We start from the raw sequence: 22,029 nt of genomic DNA on the forward strand, positions 1-22,029 counted from the left end.
CTTATGCAGCCGGAGGGCTGTAATTAATCGCAATTACTGCATCTTCAATCGCATCAATCAGCGTATCTACTTGGTCATCATGATCATGGGTAAATGCCGCATTGAATGCTTCACACTCTTCAAAGAATTCACCAACCCAATGAGCATCTTTAGGTACCATCACAAAACGATCTTCCGGTTTATCCTTATAGTTTGCTTCGAGATGGACCTGCACATCCATGAAACGGGATAGCTTGTCTGTATTACGTTGGACTGGAATCACAGCGACACCAGAGTAAGTGCCGAGTGTTTGGATCAACTGAGTACCAGATGCCTTATCTTCTACTTTCATGTAGCGGATAGGTTTGGTATGCCAGGTGTATTCCTTGTGCTTATCCAGAAAGGCTTTAGCCTGACGATTCAATTCTGGTGCTTCCCACTTACCGCGCAAGAGATCTAGCAAGTACAGCTTTCCATCGATCCCCATGCCTACAAGTAGGAATACGGAATAGTCATTGTGCTCTTTGGTCTTTTGAGCGGTATCGACAAGGACGGCGCGCCACTGAAGCTCTGGAATATCTTTATAGAATCCGAACCATTCAGATTTAATCAGGTCACCGCCTAATTTCTTAGGCTGCTGCATGTACTGACTAGAGAATGTATAACGGGATACCGTGGCACCTTCTTTATCCTTACCACCCTTTTCAAGCTGTAATAAGGATTGAAGTGATTCTTTCTTTGTCCAGTAACTTTGGCGACCCTGCTCATCACGCTCTGCATCTCGCGGTACCAGCTTTTGAATATGCTTTGGCAGTGTTTCAATGTACTTATCATCAATCAAAGCCGGAATGGATATCTGAGTCCACTCACCAGGTAAATTGCCTGTCATGACGAAATTGGTTGGATCCTCAGTATGCAGGCGCTGCATGATCATGATGATGGGTGTATCAGACTTGGCCTTACGTGAGTTCACCGTATTAAGTAACTTGCGATTGGCGGCATCTCGCTTGATCTTACTGAAAGCATCTTCTGGCTTTAATGGGTCATCGATAATGATACAGCCTGTAAAGCCATCATCAGCCAGTGTTCCTGCGCGCCGTCCTGTTACCTGTCCACCCATAGAGGCCACATACACATGGCCAACATCGTAGTCCTCAACTGTAATCTTCCATTCCTTTTTGGAGTCAGTACTATTGGAGACCGTTAAATCCCACATCAATCGATAGTCTTTCGACTTCACAATGTCACGCGCCGTATCTGATACGCCTTCGACCAGTGACTGAGAGAAGGACAAATACAAAAACCGTGATCGAGCATTTAGAGCCAAACCTCGCGGGATTAAATTAGTTGTCAGTTCAGTTTTACCCGCGCCTGGTGGAACGTTGATGACCACGTTCGCAATCTCACCAGCTATCACCTGATCAATGATCCAAGAGATATAAACATGGTGCCAATTCACCGTAAATTTAAAGCCCATCCGGGGCTTGAAAAAACGCCGGGTGAAATATAAATGCTCATCTTCACACAGCTTCTTTTCAACCTGTGTTTGCAGATCCATTTAGTATTCCTCTTGGGCCTTCTTTACAGCAGCTTCGACCTGTTCTTGAGTAGCATGAACAACGGTGGTCTGTAATGCTTCGCCGTCCTTACCGGTAATTTCTTGTCGGTTAGTGAATTGACCACCTACATCTTTAGCAGCCTGCTCAAGAATCTTGAGTGCTAATTTTGCATTCTTGGTTTTTTCAAGTTGCTTCTGATATTGCTTAAGCCGGTAATACTTACTGGCAATTGGAATATCTATCAAACCTTCATCAAATTTCTTACGAGTCTGGTTGAATAGATCTGCAAGTTTTTTCCCGAGATTGCGACCCGCGTATTTAGTCGGATCATAGTTTTCACACTGACGACGATCGATTTCGATGTTGAACTCTTGCTTGACCAACTCCGCAACTTCTTGAGGGGTATCACGGCATGCAAGAGCTTGAACAATAAATATTTTTACAGGCTCTTTAAGTGCTGCCATAAATCCCCCTTTTGTCATGCTACGTCATGCAAAGTAGGCAAAAAAATTTAACCGATGACACAGTTTCCACAACACGCAGCAATACTTGTTTCAGATACAAACGGCGCATTCTTGGCAATTTCAACGAGACGTTTCACTGAATCATCAGCTCCCCATCGTTTAGTCTCACCAAAGAACACTTCCACGTCATGGCCAGCTAAGTAGTGCTTAGGCAGCCCAGTTACATCGCTATAAATGATTTCGCCATCTTCATCACGCTCTACACCGATGTGATAAAGCTCATGCTCAATCAACCGGCAGAAGTCTCGATCTGTAGCTTGTTCACAATAAGTAGCGTCAACGGTAATCAGATATTGAGGTACGAAACTAAACCAGTCTCGCATCTGTTGTTCTTGGCGTGCTTTCTTCCAGCCACCCACGTTAAACATGACCTTTTCACACTGGCCTAATACCATACGTTTTTTCGCTAGAGCGGCAGATGAAGCCCAGGCAAATGCAAGGAACTCATCATTGTCGTGAAGTAGTTCAGCAATATGATCATGATCTGGGTTGTGCAATTCACCACCTAAAGTGAGCCAATTTTGAACGACCCATTCTTTAAGCTCTGGTGCAGGTGCCAAGCGAATGGCTTCCTCTTCCTCGGCCTGATCAATCAGATCTGTCGGTGGGAATGGTCTGAACTGTTCCATCTTCTAATCTCTCTAACTGACTTCGAATCCAGTTGATTGCATAACTTGATTCAATTTGATGGGGCTCAAGACGCACAAATGTATAACCTTGATCTTCAGCAAGATCATACTTATTAAATGAATTCGCTATCTTTTTCCCACCACGACCAACAGACCACGGGCTACCGGCGATCTCAATAAGAAGATTCAACTTCACAATATAAAAATCAAAGCGCCAATTCTTGGTTGATTCAAATTGAAACTTCCGACAACAACCAATTCGATATTCTTCTAATTCTTGGAATAGGGTTTCTTCTGCTTCTAAATACTTTTCTTTAGCTTTCGGTAGTGGCTTATTGCGGGGTTTGGTTTTAATTGGACGCTTCTTGGTTTTCCAGAAATAGTCATCTATGTCCATAAACTGTACCTAATAAAAAACCTCCCGGAGGAGGCTTTCTTAATATCGATATTTGCGTTCTTTTAATCTTAGATAAAGATCCTCTGCATCCGCCCAACCCCATAACAAGATTAAAGCTGGTAGCACGAGGAATCCCCATCTCAAGAAATTATAATTTTCCGCTATTAAGCTATAAAACGGCGTTGTCCCCATTAAATTAAAAGCTGCAATTGAATGTAAAACTGGGAAAAAACCCAACATCACAACCATTGCAATCACAAAATAAAATATGGAGAGCCACAACACTCTTGGAAATTCTTCAAATGCATCACCAAGACGCCAAAGCCTATCTTTAATCCAACCCATATAACCCCTCAAAAATATTATTAGTTATTTAGGTTATATATGGATATCTGTCTATTTTTTCAAGCGAAAGTATCAAGTTAATTGGTGTATTCAAACATACAAAGCCACACGCAAATTCTTAATACGCTCCTTCAACTTAATCATGATTCCATCAATTGCCAGCAGCTCATTGCGTGTCAGGCCGGATCGACTGAGATTTTGATACTTAGACAGCTCAGCACTGCAAAATTCTAAGTCTTGTTTAGCTTGTACTTTGTCTGTCATGGGTACCACCAATAAGAAAAGAAAAACCCCTCAACATCTAGAATGCGAGGGGCTTTGATTGCCGTAATACGTTCGGCGAATTATTTAGGTAACTTCAGATCCACATCAGGAATGATAACGCTTGGTCTGAAATCAACTTTGTACTGGTAGGTACTAACACCCTTACTATTCAACTGCTCAGAAAAATAAGTAACATTGTCAGAAATACCTAGTGAATGCTTTTTGAATTCCGTATCACTGGTCTTACAGGTCACATCAACCTTCCGTTCGCTCACAGCTTCAAAAGCACACTTGCCTTCAATAGTAAGAACATAATCACCAGCAACGCCATTATAAAAAACAATTCGTCGATCCAACTGAAAGTTATCAGCTGCATATGATAGATTTCGTGAAGCAACTTGAGCATCACGAGAACAACCCACCATTGCCATTGCACACATTAGACCAACTGCTAATATTTTAGTTTTCATTGTTAGCTCACTTTTTTAGACAACAAAAAAGAGCACTCACGCACTCTCACATTTCATAAAAAAACCGCACTAACTTTAGTCAATGCGGCTTCTTATTCTTACCAAACTTAAATAACGCTATTCGATTTCTTTCCAGAAAGTGACATATAGCTTGAATTCCGACTTTATGAGAAACGCACTAATTAAAAATGCAACCCCAATCACCAGAAACATTACATCAATATTCAATAACCCCACCAATTCAAGGATAACTCCAAGAATACATAACGCATAAAAAATAACTACGCCTAAATTTTCTTTCATTTGCTTCACCAGGAGAAAATTTGCTTTCTGCAAATTTGAACCGGCATTTTTACATCAAAAATCGCATAAATGGAATAGACCGAGAAGTCTATTCGGTAAATATACTTTTTAGCTATCTGATTGGCATTTCCCACACTTCCTGCATTCTTTCACCCTGAATACCTCATTCTCAAACTCCCAGCAGTGGAAGCAGAATATTTGGCGTATAAAGCGGAGCATTCCTTTTCTCCTTAATCGGGCACAAAAAAAGCCCACCTTTCGATGAGCTTCTCAAAAAATCACTTAGGTCTGTCCTACACCAAGCTGCGCACTAAACAAATTAGTCGCCACACCATTAAAAAACATCAAAATAGGTATAAGCAATTGTTTTTCCATAGTAACCTCCTTCTGACCAAATGAAACAGTTGTAAAGTTCGTAAACCAAGACAACAAATAAGCCGAAACAAAGGCGACTAAACCGAATGCGATTAGTGGATTTGAACCACCCAGACATACCACAGACCTAAATGATCTTTGGATAAAAAAGCCCACCATTTGGCGAGCTTCTTTGTCAGTCAAAGTGAATTACTTACACTTCGATCACTATATCACGAATATCGCATACCCCGTGCGCACAGTCAAACGGTTTTTTTAAACATATCAAAAGTTAAGTGAGGATAGCGACACTTCACAAATGCCAGTCCACACTTCAGGTCTTGGCGGATATGGAGTACAGAGGTATCGTTGCTTTCAGCGATATCACGCAATGAATTACCCATTACATAATGAGACCACAATGTTGATACCCATTCCTGAACAATCTCATCTTCAATAGTTTTTAATTCAATAATCACTCGCTGAATTGCACGCGCTTCATTGTCATCAATCTGACAGCGAATGCCACGGCGCTGAGTGCATAAACGATCCTTAAGCGTTTTATCACTCATGTACATTGCTAGAAGACGTTCACGCTGTTCCTGGGTAATTCGTCGAGTAGGCATAGTTTTCACCATGACCACCATGGTTTCAGTATCCCCATTCATCCAAGCCCCAAACTGACGAAACCAATCCTCAGCACTAAACTTAGTCCAATCCATTGCCTGCATAATCGTTACTGCTGCATTCATCGTATTTCCCCTACCATCTTCTCTATCTGCTGGATCGCGTGACCTGACTTCACTTGATCTGTACTAAACCGTATTACCTGAAAACCCATCATTGTTGCTGCGTTATACTTTTCCATATCCCCAAGGTAGCCTTTACCCCTTGTGTGCCTTCCTCCGCTCCAGATCCCGCCTTCAACCTCTACCAAAATCTTTTTATCTATTAAGTGAAAATCTGCTCTCCACTGACGATCAGGATGAAAATAAAACTCCTGCTCAAACTTAATTTTTAATGTCTTTAGTTCTCTAGCCAGCTTCGCTTCAAACTCATTCGGTACTTTTTCGCCTTTGACCTTAGGGCGTGTGGAGCGCCCTTTCGGTCTGGTGGCTTTCACCATTTTTTTGTATTCAGCGATTGAGTAGCTGGTCATGTATTACCCTTACCATGCACCCCAAATAACTGTTTGGTCTTTTCAGTTGGTCTATAAGTCCAGACCGATGTCTTTTCCAAATAACCACTATCTACCAAGTCTTTTAAGCAAGCCCGAATGGTGTCCCTTGTGCTGTTCAGTACATTCTCAATAATGTTGCTTACAGTCACATCCTTGGTTGCATAAGCTGAATAGACCAGGATATCCATTCTCTTTTCAAAACATGATCTAGACCGGCTTACGTTCACCCAATCCACGGTTTTATTATCGTTTTGGTCTTTCACACCCCACCTCCCAACTGCTCACGAATAACCTTAGGCACCTTCACCCCATCCACTTCACACTTCTCCAAGTACGACTCAGGATTTTCAAAAGGATCTGGCCATGGATCAGCTATTGGAGTTGGCTTAACCTGTAGACGCTGTGGTACTGGCACATGACGGTTTTTTACATTCATGCGCTTTTTAAGTTCTTCAAGCGCTTGCTGAGCTACTTCGTTTGGAACAGGTTGATGATCTATCTCATCAGGCTGCTTTGGTTCAGACAGCTGTTTAACCGCTTTCAGCTTCTCATCAGGCTCACCACGCTCTTTGGCTTCTGCGATCAGTCGCTTATACACACTGCAATACACGTTATGCACAGTATCGGTAGGCTTTAAGCTGCCATATGGACCAACCACGGCATAGAATGCTTCCCGGGCAATACGATTGATGCGACAAACACGGTTTGATTTCTCATAGTTCAATGCCTGTAACCATGCTTCATCCGGAGTCTGATATTCATACACACCTTTGCACCAGTTTTTGAACTCAGGAATCGATGGTGGCCATTCAGCTGTATCCAGACGTTTTAAACCACGTAGGAACTGCTCATAAGTCAGTTCAGAAAGCTTTTCGACAAACTTCTCAATCACCTGGCTTTTTTTCAAACCTGACCACTGATCCGTGAACTTCTTGCCATACATCAGAAGCATGTCTTCAACCAGCTTACGTGCATCCGTTTCACTGAATTGCTGTACAGCGTGAGTAGATTGTTGTTGAGATAATTCGTTAAGCATATTTCACACCCTCCACTTCATGCACATCACGCATTGCTGGCTGATCATTGCTGCCAATTTCAGACATCCAGTCGCTGACTTCGTTTTGAGTACGGCTTGCTGCACCTGAAAAAGATTTTGGTTTTTGAGGTTGAGACTTAGCTTCACGCTGACGGCGTACTTCGTCTTTGTTGTTTTGAATCCAGGTAAACCATTTCACCAGCCATAGGCTTGGAGTGTTTTTGCTATCCGCCTTCGCTGAAAAGAAATCACCGAAGTTGGTAAACATGGAAATCAGATCCTGTTCTGGTAGTTCAGGATTGCGTTGTTTTCCGAGTTCAATGAAGTCGTAATGAATTGGATACACGTTCACGCATTCAAGAACTGAATAGCGTTTGTGATCCTCAGGTTGATATTGAGAAAACTGAATTGGTGGCAAAGGAAAATCTTGCTCGCGCGTATTACTACTACTATCTATAAATTGGTTATTGGTTAATGGTTTATGGTTAAGGTTTTTTTGGGTTTCATTTTCACAACCCAAAATAACCGACTGGGTTTTTTCTGGGTTTTCAGAATCAACAGAATCGCTTTCATTTGGGTTGCTATCTTCCTTTTTTTTAGGAGGTCGACCACCTTTCTTCCCATTTTCACGGTTTTTCTGAACATTTTCTTTATAACCTTCAATTTCAGAGTCACAACGCTTGTTGTGAAATCCATCATCTTCTTCCGTAAAGAAATCATTCAACACATTTAAAACTGCCTGCTTTTCCTCATCGGTTAATGCACGTAACCGACGAAAAACCGACTGGGTTTCTTTGGGTAAAGGACCTTCATTCAGGTAATAGAAATCAAGTGCTCGACGGTAAAAACATTCTTCCAGAGCAGTTAAATGCACGGTGTCACGCATGAAGTCACCAATATGGTGTAAATATTTATGCATTACTCACCCTCCAACCTGAATAAATAAACTATGTGAAACCCTCGCCCCCCCCAGACAGCAGAACTAAAAGCCTTAAGTTCTCTCTTTAAGATTGACTCAAAGTTCTTTTTGGTTTCTTGCTTGTATTTCATTGGGCTTCTGAATATTTTGGAGTTACCGTTGTATGCCTCAACGATGACCGTTTTATTATCACGATCTATACTAGAAATTCTGACTTCCACGCTCATGCCGCCACCTGCTTTGTATTACGTACTTTGTTTACCAAGCCAGTGATACGAGTCAGGCCAAATGCAGTGACACGCATATGCAGGAACACTCGTTCTTTGCCATCATTGCGATTAACAATTACTGGTGATGTACGATTGGTGAAAACCTTGTTCAAGACATATTGGGCATGTGGCTGGAGCTTGCGATCTGAATCACGGTAGATCCATTTCTTATTAATCAGTAGCTGAATGAGTTCAGATTCTTTAATGCCGATTGTTTTGGCACATTCACGTAAGCAATAAGTGTTAGAAGTATCAGCAATGGTCTCCAGTGCCTCAGCCTTAGGTGTGAGTACCGCTACTTTTTCACTTAACTCAATATTGAGCTTGGCTTGAATTTCGATTGCTTGAAGCAGATGTGCTGGATTGGTGATGTCAAAGCTATTTTTTGCCTTAAGTGCTTCTTCCATTGCAGTCATACGATCAAAGACTTGAGCTTGTAACTCATAGCTATATGACATTGCCATAAGGCAAGCTTCGCGTTTTGGGAAGCGATAGCATGGATAGGTTTGTCCATTTTGTTGGTTAATGTAGGTATCCCTAAATTTTGGGAGACCCTCTAAACCCAAAACCTTCGGCACTTTTGCCATAAAGTGATCATGGCGAAGTTGCACCGGATTGGTTTCACTTTTTGCGCGATATTCATTAATGAAATCAACAATCTCAAGTGATGACATCGTTACTTCGTTTATGTTAAAATTTCCTTGTGCTAACATATTCATGTTTACTTTCCTGTCAGTTAGTGAACAACCGGAAAAGCCTGATCTAGACCATCAGGCTTTTTCTGTTTGTAGAGCTGATAAATACTTTGCACACTCACCTTTCATGGCTTTACGCAAAGACTGAATCTTGTGTTCGATTTCTTCCAGGATGCGATCTGTCTCATCCATTTCAGCAGGTGTTACCACACCATCTTCCAGAGCAGATAAAACTTGCTTATTTGCTGCACCATTCCCAACATTCATACCAAGCAGTGATTCAAGAACACCTAGTTGATGATCTTTTCCTTCCGCTTGCTCTACCGGCATTAATGCAAAACCTAATTTGTGCGCCCACACTTTTAAAGAAGCCGGGTTTTGTGTATAGGTCAGCATTGCTTCAAATGCTTTTAGACTCGGCAAATGGTTTTCCATGTTTGGATTTGCATAATTCAAAATCGTGTTATGAGACACACCAACAACATCAGCAATCTCTTTAGGTGTAATCCCATTTGATTGGTGAATCATCTTGTGTAGCGCGGTTTTACTTTCCTTGGATATATCCATGTGAACACCTTGATTAAGTTCACGTTTATTAAAAACGCTTACTGGTTGATAATTGGTTTAAGCAGTGAGCGATAAAGCTTGATTTCGGATGTAGTCAAAATCCACATCTGGGCACAATAAATCGCAACTCACTCGACCGTTACTTTCCTTGTCAATTTTGATTGCCAGAGAAGCCCCGCACTTGCTGTTGCCATACATAATTTGATTTAAGTAACCAATTGATGTTTGGCAGCGCTTGGCGAATGCTTTTCGCTCACTGAGAGTTAATTGACTTAGATAGTTTTTTAGTTCGGTTGTTTGAGAAGAAGACATTTTAATCTCCTTTACTAATTAATTTAGTAAATACTAATTTTTATCACTTAATAAGTCAATAAACATTTAGTGTTTGCGAATTTACTTTTTACTAAAAAGCCTGTGAAATACTTAAATGGACATAATTTCTTTAAGACGCGCTAATTTGCGCCAGGCTATTGATGCCAAATTAAAATCTGAGGGTTTTTCTTCGGATGCTGCTTTCTGTGAGCATTACGACCTTAATCCAAGCCACATATCTCAACTTGTGAAAGGTCATGGGAGTTTTGGCGAGCGCGCAGCTCGAAATTTAGAGAAAAAGGTTGGCTGGGAAGCTGGATATTTAGATAGAGATATGCCCGGCACTCAGTCTGAAGTGGTTGCACCAGCTTCTAATGTAAGACCATCAAGAAGGAAATTAAGGAAGATTCCGGTGTTAGATTTTGTACAAGCTGGCATATGGAGAGAGGTTGTATACGATGGAGTTCATCCAAAAGATGAAACATATACAAGTTACGAAGGCAAAGATCCAAACGCTGTTTTTTCGTTAGAAATTGATGGCTTAAGTATGGCACCTGAATTTATGCCAGGTGATGAAATTGTTGTAGATGCAGCCTTAGATCCAAAGCCTGGTTCATTAGTCGTTGCTCAGGAAATTCAGCATGGTGTAGCAATGACTACATTTAAAAAATACCGTGTTGTTGGGGTCAATGAGCATGGAGTTGATATTATTGAGTTGGTTCCACTAAACCCAGACTTCCCTACTTACAACTCGTCTCAAATTGAAATTTCAATCATTGGTGTTGTTGTTCAACATCATAAAGATTTTAAGTATTAATCAAAAAGTAAGTCACCGGTGACTTTGTGGAAATAAAAGCCGCTATATGCGGCTTATGTAAACTAACTTCTAACTAGAAGCAGTCCTTTTTGAATAGAACATGGAGATAAGATGATGGAGTTATCAACAGCACAATGGGTTCAAATAATTCTAGCTGTTATCGGTTTAATAGGTGTTATTTTTGGAGTAATTTTCGCTGTAAATAAGCGTAGCCATAAAATTGGAAACATCACAGGAAATGGTAACCGTATTCATAATGGCGATAAAATAGGTAAAAAATAATGTCATTCGATAAACATATTCTTGGCAATATTGATGGCCACGGAAATTTTGTGCTCAATGGTGATGGGGATATTATCCTAAATAAAGTCCCAGAGCCTAAAGAGAGTATTATGTTCAATTTATTAACAAATATTGCTCTTATGATTGCCAATAATGATATAAAAGTAGAAAAACCTGATAATCAACCATATGAAATTACTGATAAAATAATTTTCAATGAGATTAAGTCATACCATGATTTTCAAGAAAACTATGATGATGGTATGTGCATCATTGAACAGAGGTTAAGAAGTATCGAAGATAATGATATGGGAAGCATAAAACCTCAAATCTTTAGATATGTAAATTCTATTTTTCGCAGGGTAAAGCGCACGTTTCCACAGTATTCTTCTGATCAAATTATCGAACAAATCGAACAAAAAATAACAGAAGAACTTAAGGAATATTATAAATATACGCTTTCGCCAGAAGATTTATCTCATGTAGAGTTTGTTGTATACTATGTCTTTGCAGCATGCAAAATTTTTGAAAAACCTTCCCCTCAGTTTATGGCTCAAAAAAATGTTAATCCTTAATGAAAGTCGTCCTGAGATTTCGTTATATTACTTAGGTGCATTATTAATAAAACTTATTAATGATGCAAAAATTGATCGTATTAATTTAACTGAGCTATACGATATTTTTAGTAATATTAATCCAATTAGTTTTAACAGATTTATGTTAGTAATAGATTGGCTTCACATTATTGGTTTTATAGATTCGACAATTGAAGGAGAGCTTGTATGTACCTTAGACAGCTCACACTGACTAAAAGTTCTGGAGAGCTTATTAGAGCTGTTACATTTCAAAAAGGGCTTAATCTGGTCTTAGGAAAGGCTGATAAAAATCGTAGCTCAAATAGTTTAGGAAAAACAACTTTAATTAGATGTATTAATTTTTGCCTTGCAGGAAAAATTGAAGAATTTTTTGTTGATAATGAAAATAAGAAAGTAGAAAATAAGGCTGTCAAAGATTTTTTTATTCAAAATCAGGTTAATTTCGAATTAATTTTAAGTAAAGAATTTGATAATTTATACATACAACAAGATTTAAAGATATCAAGAAAAATTGCATTTGATGATAAAACACAGAAAATTGAGATACTGAATTATATTGATGATAAAAAATATTCTCTCGAAGAATTTAAGAACATTCTTCAACTGCGTTTATTTTTAACGAATATTAATAAACCATCTTTCAGACAATTAATTACAAAGTTTGTAAGACGAAATGATGATGAAGTTTCAAATATTTTAAAGTATATGGGTTCATTTGTTTCTACAGTTGAATATAGTACTATTCGTTTCTTCTTATTTGGCTTTAAAAATCCAGAAGCTATTGAAAAGCAGCAGCTTTTAAATATTGAATTAAAAAGTTTAACTAAAAAATATAATTCGCTAAAAGCAATTGTTCCCGAAGGACTCCAACAAAAAATTGATCTTTTAGAGACAGAGATTGAAGAAAAAGAGAAATTACGTGATTCTTATAAAATTAATGAGGATTATAGGATTGATGAGAATGAACTTAATTCAATTGAATTAACAATTAATCATTTAAACAAACAATTAACGAGCCTTATCTCGGATAGAGACACTCTAATTTCACGAATTAATAAAATTCAAGAAAACAAATTTTGCGATAACCCTCAAGACATAAAATACATATACGAAGAGGCGAAGCTATTAAATATTGAGATCCAGAAGCAATTTGAAGAAACTATTTTGTTTCATAATAGCATGCTTAAAAATGAAGAAAATTATTTACAACGGAGGGTCAGTAAATTAAACAAAAATATTGAGGATCTCACTCTAGAAAGAGCTAACTATACTAAAAAATATAATGCTGTCCTTGAGAAATTATCTATGCAAGGTGCCTTAGCAGAATTCACTAAACTTAATGAAAATATTACTAAGTTGTCATCTAACTTATCTAAAGATAAAGCATTATTAACTCAACTGGGAATATTGCAGTCTGATATTGATAAATATAAAACTGAAATTGAAGAACTTTCAAGCGCACTAGCATCTTCAATAGACAAGTTTAACAAAGTTAATATTCATATATTTAACACATACTTTTCTAAGTTTTCTGAGAAATTACATAATGAAAAATGGTATATGTCATTTGATAAAGACGGTACTGGATATAAATTTGATGTCAAAGCATTTGAATCAAATGCAGGCAGTGGTAAAAAGCAATCACTAGTTGCTGCCTTTGATATCGCATATATGGCTTTTATACAAGACCCAAATATTCACTTACCTTATCCTCGATTTGCTACTCAGGATAAAATTGAAATTATTGATATTGATGAATTGAATACTTTAGCTGATTTGGTTCTTAATGCTAATGGTCAACTTATAACACCAATCATTGAAGATAAATTTAAAAATTTTAATCAAACTGACTTTAGCGGCAAAGTCATACTAACTCTTACTCCAGAGAGTAGATTTTTTAATTTTTAAATAACCACCTTCAGCCAACCCACCCCAACGGTGGGTTTTCTTTTTCCCAAACTCGCTTATAATTCAAAGTCCAATAACAATAAAACTATAACTATGAAGCACATCACGTTTATCACCCTACTCTTATCTTTAGCTTTTACCGGCTGCCAAAAGCAACAAGCTGCTGATGTCGATCTGGATGCAGTGACCACTGCCCTGGAAAAGTCAGACAACATTCTCGGTGCATATATTGAAAAACTAAATTCAGAATTCACGACACAAGATGTGCGGATTAAAATTATATGCAGAGACTATCCGCGCGAGTATCAAAAAAACTATATGACTAACTTGTTGAAGCTATCACCTGGTGAATACTCTGAAGCTACACTTCTTGCTGATATGGATGTGGTTTTAGATCATTACAAAGAGATAAATGCTATTCAATGCTAAAGCTTTCTTACTTCTGAAATATTAAATCTTTATATTGAGCTTAAGGCCTCTCATGACTGGCCTGTAATAACAAAGTAGAGCATCACTAACCCGCTATCCGCGGGTTTTTCTTTATGTAAGGTAAGTGTAACCTTGTCTTTAAACGCTACATTATAACAATTAGTATAAAGACACCTATGATTCATAAATAGAAAGGTAAGTCTCAATGAAATATCTGTTAGGCGCAGCATTGTTAGGATTGGCGATTACTGGCTGCACTTCAAATCCAAAAAACGAAGTGGTACAAGAAAAAGTTGTGAGCAATACTCCAGCTGAAACTCAGGTAATTAACTTTACTGGTCCAATGGATCTTACAGTTGAATTGAAATCTTCAGATAATTTTGAAACTGCAGAAATGACAGATAATTCTGGCAAGGTTTATCACCTTAAACGAGCTATTTCAGGAAGTGGTATGCGTTTGGCCAATGATGACGGCGTTTCAATTCACTTCAAAGCTGGTGAAGGTATTGTAGAGTTTATGAAAGACAAACCTATCAGTATTACTGAATACAAAAAATAAGATTTACGCTTTAAGAGAACCCACCTTGTGTGGGTTTTCTTTTGTCTATTAAAACATAAAGATTAGCAAAGACTTAATTTTCACTAAATTTATTTAGTATTTACTATTGACAGCTTATTTAGTAAATACTAAATTACATTCACAGACAACAAAAAGCCCCAGCGTAGCCTACGACAACTACCTGGAGCGTGACCCACAACCTAACTGTGAGTGAAATTATTATGAATGCAAAATTGACTCCACACAATAGCTTCAAGGTGACTCTTGTTGCTACTGCCTTAACTGTAAGCGCATTAGCGTTTGGTTGGCATGCTGACTTTGGCACTAGCCAAGTAGCTCCAGCTCAAAACATTCAATCTGAATACGGCATTGTGTCTTTAAAAATGCTGGACGACGTACGCGGTGAAGCAATGCTTAATCTAGATGGCTTTCGTTTAGAAATCACTTCGTTTGAAGTTGCAGCACATCCAGACGATTACGGTGTACCAGGTTCCGAGTTCACTAATGTAGAAGTGATAGAACTTGGTGAAATCAAGGTATTCGATGCCAATGGCAATCCATATAACGACTTCACTGATTATCAGGATCACCGCGAAATCAACGCAATGATCGCTGGTTATATCATGAAACACCGTCTGGTGGAGGTGCAGTCATGATTCTTAAATCTGCCGACCAAATCTTTGAAGCACTTTTGAATGGCCAGCTGGTTTACTGGTGTGAATATGGCTCTGATGATTGGTCCTCGCTTAATGACCAAGCACAAGTTAATTTTGCTGATCTTTACACTGGTTTCCTGCAATTCAAAGCAGATGAACTACCTGTCATTCCAATGCCAGTAGAGTTTGGCTCAACTCATCGTTACTTCTCTGAATACATCAAGACGTTTGAAGGACTTGAAATCTATCGAGTGGGTAAAACTCGTGCGAGCTATTTTGCCCTACGTGTCAAAAGCTCAGGAACTATTGCTGACTATTTCTGCAATACGTTGATTTACTCCATCCAACCTGACGGCTCCCTGAAGAAAATGGATAAGTCTACAGCTCCACAGTGGATTCTAGATGGTTTGGAAAATGCGCGAGTCGCCATGCGCAAAAATAAACGACATCAAGTTTTAGAAAGTACCGGCTTCTTTGGGTCTGAGGACTATAAGAACTTTAAACGCAAAAATCGTCATCCAGGAGCTGTGTAATGTCAACTGTATTTTTTAAAAAAGCGGAACGTAAAAACGCGAAATTACGCCTTGCTCTGGCTGGCCCTACTGGTTCAGGTAAAACCTTAGGTGCACTTCTTTTGGCTAAGGGAATTGGTGGAAAGATTGCTGTTGCTGATACCGAGAACAGTAGTGCTGAGCTATATGAGGATGTTGTTGAGTTTGAACATGCAAATATTCAGCCTCCCTACACTCCTGAAAAGTTTATTGATGCTATTCAGGCTGCAGAGAAAGCTGGTTTTGATACTTTGATTCTGGACAGTATTACTCATGAGTGGTCTGGCGTTGGTGGTTGTTTGGAAATTGTCGACAAGCTCGCCAGTACAACTTTCAAGGGTAATAGCTGGGGCGCATGGAGCCAAGTTACCCCAAGGCACCGCAAATTTATCGATGCAATGCTTCAATCCAGCATCAATATTATTGTGACCATGCGTAGCAAGATGGATACCGTTCAGGTGGATGCAGGTAACGGTAAAAAGAAAGTTGAAAAGGTCGGAATGAAAGCCGAACAACGTGACGGTATCGAATATGAGTTCACCACTGTTCTGGATCTAACTCACGACAACTATGCAGTTAGAACAAAAGACCGTACCCGAATTTTTAATGAACCCATGCTTCTTTCTGAACAAGCTGGAGTATTGCTTAAACAGTGGTTGAACTCTGGATCTGCTAACGCATGCATCAACGGCAATCAGTTCTTAGAACTTGAAGCACTTATGCAACAAGCTGGAATTGATATTGAAAAGTACTGTGCTAAGCGAGGATTAAATAGTCTTCATGATGTCCAACAGCAGAAGTTTGACGAAACATGCGCTGGTATTCATTCCATCATTCAGCGCAATCAACAAGCACAACAGGCTAATGAACAGCAACTACATGCTGAAAATGAAGCACGTCTAGAAAATGATTATCAAGCTGCACTGAAGGATATTCAGAATGCTAGTCACGTTAATGATCTAAATCGGCCTGCGGATTACTTCAAAGGCACAAAGTACGAACAACAAATTTTAAATGCCTGTCAGGCGAAATCAGATATGGAAGGATGGTCAGCATGAATATTTTAAATAGCAAAGAAGCTTTTGAAGCAATGATGGCTGGCCGAAATATCATGTGCCGCGCTGTTGGTGAATTAATGGATTTTGATGATCTGTCTCAATTCCCTGCCACTATTTTTGCTATGCCAGGCTATGAGTTCTGCATCAAGGTTGAGACCATGGAGCTGGCTGGCATTACATTTGCTAAGCCTTTGACTCTTGATGATGTAGTAGAAGATCAGGACATTTATATTGTCTATCCAGACCATATTTCCCATGTCAAATTCAGTAGACAGTGTAGTGAACACTTTGCATGTGTGCGTAACGGCTTCGCCCAACTAGATCAGGAAAATGCGGTATTACAGCTTGAAGCATTAGGTGAACTTTTTGGCCGGGTTATTTGTTATCCACCAGTGATTGACAATGTACCTAAAACCAAAAAGAAACGTTCAGGCAAAGCCAAGAATGATGCTGATAATTTAAATACTCCGGCTGACTCTAATACCACTGTTGCAAATATAGAAAAACAGCCTGAGCCAGAAGTGGTTCAACCTATCGAAGTTGCAGTACAAGATCCGTCCGTTACTACTGAAGTTCCAGCGGATCAATCTACTGAACTCGATGAAACAGATCCAGCTATTCTGAAAGTTGTCGAAGCTATTGAAAAATGTGGTTCAGATTATGAGCTAAAAGGCGTTGAACGTAATCTGGATAGCAATCAGCACAAGCTAACTGAAACTGAATACAGAGAACTCAAAAATCGTATTGCACAAAAACGTGAACTTCTTTTTGCTTCAAAAAAACCAGTAACAGTAGATTCTCTTAAAAAATTTGCAATACAAAATGAAGCATGTACTGCCTACATTGATCAAATTAAGGCATGCACCACCACAAATGAACTGGCTGATTTAAGCAGCGCAATCATTGCGGATGACAAGCTAAATATTGATCTGCAAGAACAGTTGTGCAACCAGATCAATGAGGCAGCTAATCAATTAAACCAGCCCAAACCTAATGTAGAGCAGCCATCTGAAAACCTAAGTGTCACTGAGCTGCAAAGATTGCAGCATGAGGCTGAAAAGCTGGTACAGAACAAGGCTCAAGATGAAGAATACCAAAGCCTTCTTACTGATCTATTAGACCGTGCAAGCAAAGCAAATACCCCAGCCGAAGCAAATGCTCTAGTGGGCTATACAAAGGCTTGGTCTGAAGAACAGCGCAAACCATTAATTGATGCAATTCATAAGCGCCTGGTCGAACTGAATAAGGCAGATGCACAGCCTTCATTAGCTGTACGTATTCAAAGAGCTGAAGACCTGACTGAACTGGATGCTTTAGAGATCGATGTATCAGCATGTGATGAAGTTATTCAGCCAAGATTAATGGAACTTATTGAGCAGCGTCGCATCCAGCTGGATCAGATTTCTGCAACTAGTGAAGCTCAGTGAGCCACCTAAATACCTCTAAAACCCGAGTCGTGCAAATTCAGCACGGCTCCAGAATCAAAAAAATGTTGGGGATTGAGATGATTTTCAAAATCAAAAAGAAACATGAAGTCGGTTTCAAGCTTTGGCTAGAAAAGCTGGGTTATACGAAGAAAGAACTGACAGATGGTAGCTCTACATTTTCCGGAAAAGGTACACGTAAAACCCTGAGCTATGTGTTTTTGAAGAATGATTTAACAGGTAATGCAGCATGCCAAGTGTTATTCGATGAATATGAAATGCACCTGCGCTGCCCGAACGTTTCGAATGAAACCAGTGAGAACTTAGCAAAGATTGTAGCTAATCAGATTATGAAGGTGGCGTGATGGATATTGAAAAATTAAAAGCTGAATTTGAGCAGTCTGAATGCTTTAAACGCCTTGAGCATGTTGCGCAATACACCTTCTTTGAATTTGGAGCATACATCAAACGTACTGATGTTCCTGCTGATATTGAAAAGAAGTGTGGAAAATTAATCACAGCTCTTCTTTTTAGCTGGTCTGCCTGGAAGGAGGCCAAAGCCCAAGCGGTGCCGGAAGGATATGTTCTTATGCCAATTAAGCCAACTAAAACAATGGTTATGGCAGTTGCGAAAGAGCATGAAGGTGATGCCTTTCTACCGTATAGCTTGTATGACGCTTATGTGAAGCAAGCCATGATCGAAGCACAGGAGCCAGCCAATGACTGAAAAAATATATCACTTTGATGTACCGGTTTCCGGTCGCGAGACTTTTAGTGTAAGAGCATCAAGCTACGAAGAAGCTATCACCAAGATTAATAATGGGGACTTTGAGGTAGAGCCTGAAACTATAGATATCGAGTGGGATTTCGGCCTAGGCCACAGTGCTGAAGAATACCTCCCTAGGGCCTACACATTGCAATCGATTAAGGATGAAGCCAATGACTGAAATTCAACTAACCAAACTTCAATTGGCGAACTATGTTTGTGATGAGCTGCATAAAGAAATGCCATTTGATCTGATTTTTAATCAGGATGAATTCGTGCCTTTTATGGAAATCATTGACGCTTCAAATCTCAATATTGGATTTCCAGTTAAGAACATCGGTGACAAGATTCATGTCGGTGTAACTAAAGGAAATTCAAACGGTATATATCAGGCATTGAGCAGCTACATCGCTCAGCATCAGAAGCCGGAAAACTGCATCGATCAATTTATTGCTAGTGGTGAATTTGATAAGGCTTTTAAGGATGTGTTTGGTTTACCGGAATCTGTAGTGAAAAGTTTAAAGGAGGTAACTTAATGGCTCGATACACCATCACCGTTGAAGCCGAAAGACCGCCTCAAATTATGCTGGGTCAGACTATCGGTGGTGCAACGGTGAAGGAGCTTAAAGAGGTTGAAGTCGAACTGGTTTCAGCTTCTTATCTGGCTCAAAAATACAATCTGTCAGTGACCACGATTCGAGAAAAATTAGTTTCGATCAATCAAGGCACACAAGGCAAGGCGCTATACAATCCAAAGTTGGCCCATGACCTGCTGACAACCAAAGTTAAAGTAGGCAGACCGAGAGCTAATTAGCTCTCACTGTCGTTAAACATTTCTACCAAATCCTGAGCATCTGGATTGTAATAAGTATTCACCAGCATTGAGATAGTTTTGTGGCCTGTAATTTTGGCTAGCACTTCAACCGGTAATTTTCTCACCTTCACCATTCTAGTGATGGCTTCATGTCGTGAATCATGGAAGTTAATATGTGTAAGCCCTGCTCTTTTTTTTGCTCTCATCCATGTGGCACAGCATATCTGCTTATCAATGGGCAGAAGTTTATCTGTTCCTTTAGGTAATAAAGAAAGCAGTCTTTTGGCTTCACCAGATAAAGGCACGTTTCTGGATTCACCATTTTTTGTCATCGGTAAATGCACAAAGCCTTCTTTAATATCCTTCCTACGCATTGCCAGTATTTCACCCTGACGCATGGCGGTCTCCAGAGCAAATCGAAATGCCCATGCTACATAGTGGCGTGATGTTTCTGGTGTTGTGGATCCATCCCAACTTAACGCCTTTAGCAACAATTCTTGATCTTCTTCTGTAATACGCTGGCTTCTGGATTTTTCCTTGCTCGGCATGGTGACCGCATGCCAGACGTTAGAATCAATCAAAAACAGTTCTTTCATGGCATAGGTAAACACGGCTGAATAAATGGCGTGTTCATTCCTGAGTGTTGCTATCTTCACTTCTTTTTTACGGTTATTTCGCCATTCTGCAATGTCAGCAGGCTTGAAATCATAAATAGACTTGTCAGCTAAATTTGGTGCAATCCGGTCAAGGTTTTTAATTTTAAAATTAATAGTCCGTGCAGATCGCATGTGACGACCATGCTCTTGATAGTATCTGGCACAAAGTTCCCTAAATGGATAATCCGGCTTTTCGCCTTGTTCTATTGCCTTTTTACCAGACCGAAGTTCAAGCAATTTATTATAGGCCCACTGTTCACATTCCTTCGCTGTGTCTCGGGTGGCTGAATATCTTTTCTTGTCAAAAGTGACAATGATGCGCCAGCTGGATCCTCGCTGGATGGGTTTGGGTATTTTCATTTTATTGGTGCAGATTTGGTGCAGATTACTTTGCATTTTATCGGTAAAGTAAAAAAATGAAAGGATATAGAAGGGATTTTGTGCAGTTTTGGGTATGGTTTAGTGACGGGATAAGATTAACATACAGTTTTAAATTATTGTTTTTATTAAAATTAATTATTTCTATATTTTATTTTTTGTCTTTTTATCAGAAAAGATCATCTAAAATCATTGTATACTACCTACTTTCTTTGTAGCCAAGATCATCATCCCGCGTTGATCAAGCCTGTAGTGAATTTCGATGAGCACCTTAATTCTTGTTACCTCCGCACCGACTTCTATTTATGCCTGGCATGCGCTTGGACTCGCCCAAGCTTTACAACATAAACAGGAAGCTTTCCGTGTATTTTTCTATCAAGATGGCGTGTCGGTCGCAAATGCATTGCAATGGGTGCCCGACGACCAGCGTCATCTCACACGTTCCTGGCAGGATCTGAAGATCCGCTTACCTGTTTGTGTCAGTGCAGCCTTAGCGCGTGGGATTACAGATCAGGAAAATGCTCAACGTCACAATATTCAGCAACATAATCTTGCTGATGGTTTTGAATTGGTCGGTCTAGGCGAGCTTGCTGATGCTGTTCAGTCCTCACAACGTCTAATTCAATTCTAGATGCTTCATTTTTCAGGATGTGTTGCTTTTAAAAGGAATCTTGTGTGAAATCTGTACTTGTTATATTAACCCAAGCCAACCTAAACAGCTTACAGGTGCATGAAAGCCTGTCTGCCACGATGGTACTGGCGACCTTCGGCGCTGAAGTTAAAGTATTACTCCAAGGCGCGGCCTTGAGTCTTTTACGTTCTGAGCTCCAGTTTGACCAGCTTAAACATGCCTTTAAACTGGCTTCAAATCTGGTGGATAGTTTCGAATTTTATGACCTGACCCCAATTCTGGTTGAGCAGAAAAATCAGGACTCTCCTTTTGTAAAGCAAAGCGAGCAGGAGATTGAGTTGATTGAACTCAATTCAGAATTCGTTCAAAAATTTGATCACGTATTGTATTGGTAAGGACAAAGGATAAATAAATGTCAGATCAAACCCTTTACCTGATCCAGCCAGATTATGCAGCGACGGCGTCAGTCCTTGATCAATTAGCACAGCTCCATGCTTCAGATGATCAGGTGGTCCTGATGGGAGAATCTGTGCTGTATCTGGACCATGCTTTCGTACAGCAACTGCCGCAAGTTTATATCCTAAGAAATGATGCAGAAATTCTGATCTCACCTTTATCGGAAAATGTTGCTTTACTCGACTACTCCGAATTTGCAGATCTATGTCTGAAATTTAGTCGTTGCATCTCAATGAAATAATCCAT

The 22,029-nt window shown here is 39.6% G+C and carries 37 protein-coding genes; 19 read left to right on the top strand and 18 right to left on the bottom strand.

Annotation, left to right across the window (positions count from 1 at the left end; all coding sequences use genetic code 11):
• Position 1 precedes the first annotated feature (1 nt).
• From terL to FTU72_RS07500, 17 genes are all read right to left on the bottom strand, one after another.
• On the bottom strand, positions 2-1,537 hold the full coding sequence (gene terL, locus FTU72_RS07420) for a phage terminase large subunit (protein ID WP_180052617.1): 1,536 nt from the start codon (positions 1,535-1,537) through the stop codon (positions 2-4).
• The gene (locus tag FTU72_RS07425) at positions 1,538-2,002 is read right to left on the bottom strand and encodes a DUF2280 domain-containing protein (RefSeq protein WP_005236588.1); all 465 of its coding nucleotides are present in this window, start codon (positions 2,000-2,002) and stop codon (positions 1,538-1,540) included. It abuts the gene before it with no gap.
• Between the two features lie 47 nt (positions 2,003-2,049).
• Positions 2,050-2,691, bottom strand: coding sequence for a putative metallopeptidase (locus FTU72_RS07430; protein ID WP_180052618.1), 642 nt, complete (start codon positions 2,689-2,691; stop codon positions 2,050-2,052).
• Positions 2,651-3,088 carry a hypothetical protein gene (locus FTU72_RS07435; protein ID WP_180052619.1) on the bottom strand — a complete coding sequence of 146 codons (438 nt, stop codon included), beginning with the start codon at positions 3,086-3,088 and terminating at the stop codon, positions 2,651-2,653. Before FTU72_RS07435 ends, FTU72_RS07430 begins: the two co-directional genes overlap by 41 nt.
• 39 nt (positions 3,089-3,127) lie before the next feature.
• Positions 3,128-3,433 (bottom strand): hypothetical protein, encoded by a 306-nt coding sequence (locus tag FTU72_RS07440; RefSeq protein ID WP_168377685.1) that lies wholly within the window; start codon positions 3,431-3,433, stop codon positions 3,128-3,130.
• 90 nt (positions 3,434-3,523) lie between these two features.
• The gene (locus tag FTU72_RS07445; RefSeq protein WP_180052620.1) at positions 3,524-3,697 is read right to left on the bottom strand and encodes a hypothetical protein; all 174 of its coding nucleotides are present in this window, start codon (positions 3,695-3,697) and stop codon (positions 3,524-3,526) included.
• An 80-nt stretch (positions 3,698-3,777) separates the two neighbouring features.
• Positions 3,778-4,167, bottom strand: a complete 390-nt coding sequence (locus FTU72_RS07450) for a hypothetical protein (protein WP_180052621.1) — start codon at positions 4,165-4,167, stop codon at positions 3,778-3,780.
• 117 nt (positions 4,168-4,284) lie between these two features.
• Positions 4,285-4,470 carry a hypothetical protein gene (locus FTU72_RS07455; RefSeq protein WP_046205780.1) on the bottom strand — a complete coding sequence of 62 codons (186 nt, stop codon included), beginning with the start codon at positions 4,468-4,470 and terminating at the stop codon, positions 4,285-4,287.
• A 282-nt stretch (positions 4,471-4,752) separates the two neighbouring features.
• Positions 4,753-5,028 carry a hypothetical protein gene (locus tag FTU72_RS07460; RefSeq protein WP_257220252.1) on the bottom strand — a complete coding sequence of 92 codons (276 nt, stop codon included), beginning with the start codon at positions 5,026-5,028 and terminating at the stop codon, positions 4,753-4,755.
• Between the two features lie 59 nt (positions 5,029-5,087).
• Positions 5,088-5,576, bottom strand: coding sequence for an antiterminator Q family protein (locus FTU72_RS07465; RefSeq protein WP_180052622.1), 489 nt, complete (start codon positions 5,574-5,576; stop codon positions 5,088-5,090).
• Positions 5,573-5,983, bottom strand: a complete 411-nt coding sequence (locus tag FTU72_RS07470) for a DUF559 domain-containing protein (protein WP_179992496.1) — start codon at positions 5,981-5,983, stop codon at positions 5,573-5,575. The genes FTU72_RS07465 and FTU72_RS07470 overlap by 4 nt, the downstream gene beginning before the upstream one ends.
• Positions 5,980-6,192 carry a hypothetical protein gene (locus tag FTU72_RS07475; RefSeq protein WP_180052623.1) on the bottom strand — a complete coding sequence of 71 codons (213 nt, stop codon included), beginning with the start codon at positions 6,190-6,192 and terminating at the stop codon, positions 5,980-5,982. The genes FTU72_RS07470 and FTU72_RS07475 overlap by 4 nt, the downstream gene beginning before the upstream one ends.
• A gap of 71 nt (positions 6,193-6,263) precedes the next feature.
• The gene (locus FTU72_RS07480) at positions 6,264-7,040 is read right to left on the bottom strand and encodes a hypothetical protein (protein ID WP_180052624.1); all 777 of its coding nucleotides are present in this window, start codon (positions 7,038-7,040) and stop codon (positions 6,264-6,266) included.
• Positions 7,033-7,959 (bottom strand): YdaU family protein, encoded by a 927-nt coding sequence (locus FTU72_RS07485; RefSeq protein WP_180052625.1) that lies wholly within the window; start codon positions 7,957-7,959, stop codon positions 7,033-7,035. The genes FTU72_RS07480 and FTU72_RS07485 overlap by 8 nt, the downstream gene beginning before the upstream one ends.
• A 223-nt stretch (positions 7,960-8,182) precedes the next feature.
• Positions 8,183-8,947 (bottom strand): phage antirepressor KilAC domain-containing protein, encoded by a 765-nt coding sequence (locus tag FTU72_RS07490; protein WP_180052626.1) that lies wholly within the window; start codon positions 8,945-8,947, stop codon positions 8,183-8,185.
• 51 nt (positions 8,948-8,998) lie between these two features.
• A complete protein-coding gene (locus tag FTU72_RS07495) occupies positions 8,999-9,490 on the bottom strand; it encodes a phage regulatory CII family protein (protein WP_180003578.1) in 492 nt (163 codons plus the stop codon).
• A gap of 57 nt (positions 9,491-9,547) precedes the next feature.
• Positions 9,548-9,802: a YdaS family helix-turn-helix protein gene (locus FTU72_RS07500; RefSeq protein ID WP_180003580.1), complete on the bottom strand. Its 255-nt coding sequence runs from the start codon at positions 9,800-9,802 to the stop codon at positions 9,548-9,550.
• Positions 9,803-9,917: 115 nt separating this feature from the next.
• Between FTU72_RS07500 and FTU72_RS07505 the strand changes: the two genes are divergently transcribed.
• The 16 genes from FTU72_RS07505 to FTU72_RS07575 all read left to right on the top strand — a co-directional run bounded on the left by FTU72_RS07505 (position 9,918) and on the right by FTU72_RS07575 (position 19,662).
• Positions 9,918-10,619: a LexA family transcriptional regulator gene (locus FTU72_RS07505; protein ID WP_180003582.1), complete on the top strand. Its 702-nt coding sequence runs from the start codon at positions 9,918-9,920 to the stop codon at positions 10,617-10,619.
• 111 nt (positions 10,620-10,730) lie between these two features.
• Positions 10,731-10,901: a hypothetical protein gene (locus tag FTU72_RS07510; RefSeq protein ID WP_180052627.1), complete on the top strand. Its 171-nt coding sequence runs from the start codon at positions 10,731-10,733 to the stop codon at positions 10,899-10,901.
• A complete protein-coding gene (locus FTU72_RS07515) occupies positions 10,901-11,476 on the top strand; it encodes an ABC-three component system protein (RefSeq protein ID WP_180052628.1) in 576 nt (191 codons plus the stop codon). The genes FTU72_RS07510 and FTU72_RS07515 overlap by 1 nt, the downstream gene beginning before the upstream one ends.
• Entirely contained in the window at positions 11,463-11,708 is a 246-nt protein-coding gene (locus tag FTU72_RS16560) for an ABC-three component system middle component 6 (RefSeq protein WP_373685625.1), read from the top strand. The genes FTU72_RS07515 and FTU72_RS16560 overlap by 14 nt, the downstream gene beginning before the upstream one ends.
• Complete coding sequence (locus tag FTU72_RS07520; RefSeq protein ID WP_180052629.1) at positions 11,684-13,405, top strand: hypothetical protein; 1,722 nt, start codon at positions 11,684-11,686, stop codon at positions 13,403-13,405. The genes FTU72_RS16560 and FTU72_RS07520 overlap by 25 nt, the downstream gene beginning before the upstream one ends.
• 93 nt (positions 13,406-13,498) lie before the next feature.
• A complete protein-coding gene (locus FTU72_RS07525) occupies positions 13,499-13,834 on the top strand; it encodes a hypothetical protein (protein ID WP_180052630.1) in 336 nt (111 codons plus the stop codon).
• A gap of 205 nt (positions 13,835-14,039) precedes the next feature.
• Entirely contained in the window at positions 14,040-14,393 is a 354-nt protein-coding gene (locus FTU72_RS07530; protein WP_005104451.1) for a hypothetical protein, read from the top strand.
• A 188-nt stretch (positions 14,394-14,581) separates the two neighbouring features.
• Entirely contained in the window at positions 14,582-15,049 is a 468-nt protein-coding gene (locus tag FTU72_RS07535) for a hypothetical protein (protein ID WP_373685626.1), read from the top strand.
• A complete protein-coding gene (locus FTU72_RS07540; protein ID WP_180052631.1) occupies positions 15,046-15,582 on the top strand; it encodes a hypothetical protein in 537 nt (178 codons plus the stop codon). Before FTU72_RS07535 ends, FTU72_RS07540 begins: the two co-directional genes overlap by 4 nt.
• The gene (locus FTU72_RS07545; RefSeq protein ID WP_034171179.1) at positions 15,582-16,658 is read left to right on the top strand and encodes an ATP-binding protein; all 1,077 of its coding nucleotides are present in this window, start codon (positions 15,582-15,584) and stop codon (positions 16,656-16,658) included. The genes FTU72_RS07540 and FTU72_RS07545 overlap by 1 nt, the downstream gene beginning before the upstream one ends.
• Complete coding sequence (locus FTU72_RS16400; RefSeq protein WP_257220253.1) at positions 16,655-18,085, top strand: hypothetical protein; 1,431 nt, start codon at positions 16,655-16,657, stop codon at positions 18,083-18,085. The genes FTU72_RS07545 and FTU72_RS16400 overlap by 4 nt, the downstream gene beginning before the upstream one ends.
• A gap of 77 nt (positions 18,086-18,162) precedes the next feature.
• Complete coding sequence (locus tag FTU72_RS16405; protein WP_257220881.1) at positions 18,163-18,447, top strand: hypothetical protein; 285 nt, start codon at positions 18,163-18,165, stop codon at positions 18,445-18,447.
• A complete protein-coding gene (locus FTU72_RS07560; RefSeq protein WP_180052632.1) occupies positions 18,447-18,809 on the top strand; it encodes a hypothetical protein in 363 nt (120 codons plus the stop codon). The genes FTU72_RS16405 and FTU72_RS07560 overlap by 1 nt, the downstream gene beginning before the upstream one ends.
• A complete protein-coding gene (locus tag FTU72_RS07565; protein WP_180052633.1) occupies positions 18,802-19,029 on the top strand; it encodes a hypothetical protein in 228 nt (75 codons plus the stop codon). Before FTU72_RS07560 ends, FTU72_RS07565 begins: the two co-directional genes overlap by 8 nt.
• Positions 19,022-19,384 (top strand): hypothetical protein, encoded by a 363-nt coding sequence (locus FTU72_RS07570; protein WP_180052634.1) that lies wholly within the window; start codon positions 19,022-19,024, stop codon positions 19,382-19,384. Before FTU72_RS07565 ends, FTU72_RS07570 begins: the two co-directional genes overlap by 8 nt.
• Entirely contained in the window at positions 19,384-19,662 is a 279-nt protein-coding gene (locus FTU72_RS07575) for a hypothetical protein (RefSeq protein ID WP_034171181.1), read from the top strand. The genes FTU72_RS07570 and FTU72_RS07575 overlap by 1 nt, the downstream gene beginning before the upstream one ends.
• On the opposite strand, the gene FTU72_RS07580 is transcribed toward FTU72_RS07575, so the two are convergent.
• Positions 19,659-20,678 (bottom strand): site-specific integrase, encoded by a 1,020-nt coding sequence (locus tag FTU72_RS07580; RefSeq protein WP_180052635.1) that lies wholly within the window; start codon positions 20,676-20,678, stop codon positions 19,659-19,661. The two genes, FTU72_RS07575 and FTU72_RS07580, sit on opposite strands and share 4 nt — an antisense overlap.
• A gap of 280 nt (positions 20,679-20,958) precedes the next feature.
• On the opposite strand from FTU72_RS07580, the gene tusD reads away from it, so the two are divergent.
• Genes tusD through FTU72_RS07595 form a run of 3 tightly spaced genes read left to right on the top strand, consistent with a single transcriptional unit; the run spans position 20,959 to position 22,024 of the window.
• On the top strand, positions 20,959-21,327 hold the full coding sequence (gene tusD / locus FTU72_RS07585; protein ID WP_166135495.1) for a sulfurtransferase complex subunit TusD: 369 nt from the start codon (positions 20,959-20,961) through the stop codon (positions 21,325-21,327).
• A 44-nt stretch (positions 21,328-21,371) separates the two neighbouring features.
• Entirely contained in the window at positions 21,372-21,722 is a 351-nt protein-coding gene (locus tag FTU72_RS07590) for a hypothetical protein (RefSeq protein WP_005235449.1), read from the top strand.
• A 17-nt stretch (positions 21,723-21,739) separates the two neighbouring features.
• Complete coding sequence (locus FTU72_RS07595; protein WP_125279645.1) at positions 21,740-22,024, top strand: DsrH/TusB family sulfur metabolism protein; 285 nt, start codon at positions 21,740-21,742, stop codon at positions 22,022-22,024.
• Positions 22,025-22,029 lie beyond the last annotated feature (5 nt).

It is taken from the genome of Acinetobacter sp. YH12137, from assembly GCF_013418535.1.
GTDB lineage: Bacteria > Pseudomonadota > Gammaproteobacteria > Pseudomonadales > Moraxellaceae > Acinetobacter.

Bases quoted from the DNA above. Each gene is read 5' to 3' on its own strand.
- terL (WP_180052617.1), bottom strand. From the start codon at position 1,537: ATGGATCTGCAAACACAGGTTGAAAAGAAGCTGTGTGAAGATGAGCAT.
- FTU72_RS07425 (WP_005236588.1), bottom strand. From the start codon at position 2,002: ATGGCAGCACTTAAAGAGCCTGTAAAAATATTTATTGTTCAAGCTCTT.
- FTU72_RS07430 (WP_180052618.1), bottom strand. From the start codon at position 2,691: ATGGAACAGTTCAGACCATTCCCACCGACAGATCTGATTGATCAGGCC.
- FTU72_RS07435 (WP_180052619.1), bottom strand. From the start codon at position 3,088: ATGGACATAGATGACTATTTCTGGAAAACCAAGAAGCGTCCAATTAAA.
- FTU72_RS07440 (WP_168377685.1), bottom strand. From the start codon at position 3,433: ATGGGTTGGATTAAAGATAGGCTTTGGCGTCTTGGTGATGCATTTGAA.
- FTU72_RS07445 (WP_180052620.1), bottom strand. From the start codon at position 3,697: ATGACAGACAAAGTACAAGCTAAACAAGACTTAGAATTTTGCAGTGCT.
- FTU72_RS07450 (WP_180052621.1), bottom strand. From the start codon at position 4,167: ATGAAAACTAAAATATTAGCAGTTGGTCTAATGTGTGCAATGGCAATG.
- FTU72_RS07455 (WP_046205780.1), bottom strand. From the start codon at position 4,470: ATGAAAGAAAATTTAGGCGTAGTTATTTTTTATGCGTTATGTATTCTT.
- FTU72_RS07465 (WP_180052622.1), bottom strand. From the start codon at position 5,576: ATGAATGCAGCAGTAACGATTATGCAGGCAATGGATTGGACTAAGTTT.
- FTU72_RS07470 (WP_179992496.1), bottom strand. From the start codon at position 5,983: ATGACCAGCTACTCAATCGCTGAATACAAAAAAATGGTGAAAGCCACC.
- FTU72_RS07475 (WP_180052623.1), bottom strand. From the start codon at position 6,192: ATGGATATCCTGGTCTATTCAGCTTATGCAACCAAGGATGTGACTGTA.
- FTU72_RS07480 (WP_180052624.1), bottom strand. From the start codon at position 7,040: ATGCTTAACGAATTATCTCAACAACAATCTACTCACGCTGTACAGCAA.
- FTU72_RS07485 (WP_180052625.1), bottom strand. From the start codon at position 7,959: ATGCATAAATATTTACACCATATTGGTGACTTCATGCGTGACACCGTG.
- FTU72_RS07490 (WP_180052626.1), bottom strand. From the start codon at position 8,947: ATGAATATGTTAGCACAAGGAAATTTTAACATAAACGAAGTAACGATG.
- FTU72_RS07495 (WP_180003578.1), bottom strand. From the start codon at position 9,490: ATGGATATATCCAAGGAAAGTAAAACCGCGCTACACAAGATGATTCAC.
- FTU72_RS07500 (WP_180003580.1), bottom strand. From the start codon at position 9,802: ATGTCTTCTTCTCAAACAACCGAACTAAAAAACTATCTAAGTCAATTA.
- FTU72_RS07505 (WP_180003582.1), top strand. From the start codon at position 9,918: ATGGACATAATTTCTTTAAGACGCGCTAATTTGCGCCAGGCTATTGAT.
- FTU72_RS07510 (WP_180052627.1), top strand. From the start codon at position 10,731: ATGATGGAGTTATCAACAGCACAATGGGTTCAAATAATTCTAGCTGTT.
- FTU72_RS07515 (WP_180052628.1), top strand. From the start codon at position 10,901: ATGTCATTCGATAAACATATTCTTGGCAATATTGATGGCCACGGAAAT.
- FTU72_RS16560 (WP_373685625.1), top strand. From the start codon at position 11,463: ATGTTAATCCTTAATGAAAGTCGTCCTGAGATTTCGTTATATTACTTA.
- FTU72_RS07520 (WP_180052629.1), top strand. From the start codon at position 11,684: ATGTACCTTAGACAGCTCACACTGACTAAAAGTTCTGGAGAGCTTATT.
- FTU72_RS07525 (WP_180052630.1), top strand. From the start codon at position 13,499: ATGAAGCACATCACGTTTATCACCCTACTCTTATCTTTAGCTTTTACC.
- FTU72_RS07530 (WP_005104451.1), top strand. From the start codon at position 14,040: ATGAAATATCTGTTAGGCGCAGCATTGTTAGGATTGGCGATTACTGGC.
- FTU72_RS07540 (WP_180052631.1), top strand. From the start codon at position 15,046: ATGATTCTTAAATCTGCCGACCAAATCTTTGAAGCACTTTTGAATGGC.
- FTU72_RS07545 (WP_034171179.1), top strand. From the start codon at position 15,582: ATGTCAACTGTATTTTTTAAAAAAGCGGAACGTAAAAACGCGAAATTA.
- FTU72_RS16400 (WP_257220253.1), top strand. From the start codon at position 16,655: ATGAATATTTTAAATAGCAAAGAAGCTTTTGAAGCAATGATGGCTGGC.
- FTU72_RS16405 (WP_257220881.1), top strand. From the start codon at position 18,163: ATGATTTTCAAAATCAAAAAGAAACATGAAGTCGGTTTCAAGCTTTGG.
- FTU72_RS07560 (WP_180052632.1), top strand. From the start codon at position 18,447: ATGGATATTGAAAAATTAAAAGCTGAATTTGAGCAGTCTGAATGCTTT.
- FTU72_RS07565 (WP_180052633.1), top strand. From the start codon at position 18,802: ATGACTGAAAAAATATATCACTTTGATGTACCGGTTTCCGGTCGCGAG.
- FTU72_RS07570 (WP_180052634.1), top strand. From the start codon at position 19,022: ATGACTGAAATTCAACTAACCAAACTTCAATTGGCGAACTATGTTTGT.
- FTU72_RS07575 (WP_034171181.1), top strand. From the start codon at position 19,384: ATGGCTCGATACACCATCACCGTTGAAGCCGAAAGACCGCCTCAAATT.
- FTU72_RS07580 (WP_180052635.1), bottom strand. From the start codon at position 20,678: ATGAAAATACCCAAACCCATCCAGCGAGGATCCAGCTGGCGCATCATT.
- tusD (WP_166135495.1), top strand. From the start codon at position 20,959: ATGAGCACCTTAATTCTTGTTACCTCCGCACCGACTTCTATTTATGCC.
- FTU72_RS07595 (WP_125279645.1), top strand. From the start codon at position 21,740: ATGTCAGATCAAACCCTTTACCTGATCCAGCCAGATTATGCAGCGACG.